Here is a 1,308-nt window from a genome sequence, read left to right as displayed (position 1 = left end):
TCAGGGGCCCGGGGAACGGCGGGTCCGTGCTGCTGATGGCCGGAGCCCATCGAAGGTCGAGGCTGCTGCGTGCCTTAACAGGAACCAGAAGCGGCGGCACGCACCGGCAGTGAACCATCAGCAGCCTGGGCCTCGCCGTTCCCCGAGCCCCTGGTGGTGCTCGCCCGAGCCCTTGAGGGGCCCTACCGGCCGAGCAGTTCCCCGCCGTTGCAGTGCAGGATCTCCCCGGTGATGAACCCCGCCTCCGGCGAGGCGAGGAAGAAGACCGCGGCCGCGACCTCCCCCGACTCGCCGATCCGTCCGAGCAGCGTCCGCGCCGAGCGCCGCGCCACCTCGGCGTCGTCCAGCCGGGGCCCGAAGAACTCGGTGCCGGCGACGGTGCCCGGGGCGACGATGTTGGCGGTGATCCCGGACGGGCCGAGCTGGGCCGCGAGGAAGTGGTTCCAGGCGTGCAGGGAGGCTTTCGCGGCCCCGTAGGAGCCCGCGCCGCGCAGCGCGGCGATGGAGGAGACGGTGACCACCCGGCCGGAGCCGGGGGTGAGCCGGTCGCGGACGGACTCGGTGAGCAGCACGGCGGTGAGCACGTTGCGTTCGAAGTCGCCGCGCCAGCGGGCCAGCACCGCGTGCGGTCCGGCGCCGAGCACGGTCTCCCGGCTGCCGGCGTTGTTGACCAGGACGTCGATCCGGGCGGGCAGCGCGTCCAGGGCGGCTTCCACCGCGTCGGGGTCGGCGAGGTCGCACACCAGCGGGGTGACGTTCGGTCCGAGTTCCTGCGCGGCCTGGTCGAGGACGCCGGGGCGGCGTCCGACGATCACCACGCGTTCGCCGGCCGCGGCGAAGCGCCGGGCCACCTCCAGGCCGATGCCGGTGCCCCCACCGGTGACTACGACGTTCCTGGCCATTGCGCACTCCCTCCCTGACCGTTCGCCGCGCCGCGCGTCGCAGGCGGTCCGTACCGGATTGCCACGATTCCTATCACGCTGGGTTGCGGCGGCTGCGGGGTGGGTGACGCCGCGCACCGGGCGTGCGGTGTGGTATGCACTCGGCCGTACGGGTGCGCGGACGCACACGGAGAGTGGAGAGAGGCAACTCACACCCCCCTGGCGTAACTCTGCGCCCCCTGGTACGTCTTACCTTTTGTAGAGCGGGGCTCCGGCGGGCCCCGGACGGGCCGTCGATTCGTCGACTGCCCTCGCGCACGGCGCCGGGCCGGCTCCGGCCCCCTGGGGACGCTTTGAGCGGCCGTTCCCGACCGGAACCGTCCCGGGCGCCGTGCGCCCCAATGCGCAGGACGCGGCACGACCTGTC

General features: G+C 73.6%; 1 protein-coding gene. It reads right to left on the bottom strand.

Annotation, left to right across the window (positions count from 1 at the left end):
* Positions 1–182: 182 nt before the first annotated feature.
* Positions 183–902 carry an SDR family NAD(P)-dependent oxidoreductase gene (locus ACFUEL_RS39750; RefSeq protein WP_380243107.1) on the bottom strand — a complete coding sequence of 240 codons (720 nt, stop codon included), beginning with the start codon at positions 900–902 and terminating at the stop codon, positions 183–185.
* Between the last annotated feature and the right edge of the window lie 406 nt (positions 903–1,308).

It is taken from the genome of Kitasatospora sp. NPDC057198 (assembly GCF_042670125.1).
Taxonomy (GTDB): domain Bacteria; phylum Actinomycetota; class Actinomycetes; order Streptomycetales; family Streptomycetaceae; genus Kitasatospora.
Note: the sequence above shows the minus strand (reverse complement) of the source record. Positions and strands in the feature narration are given on the sequence as shown.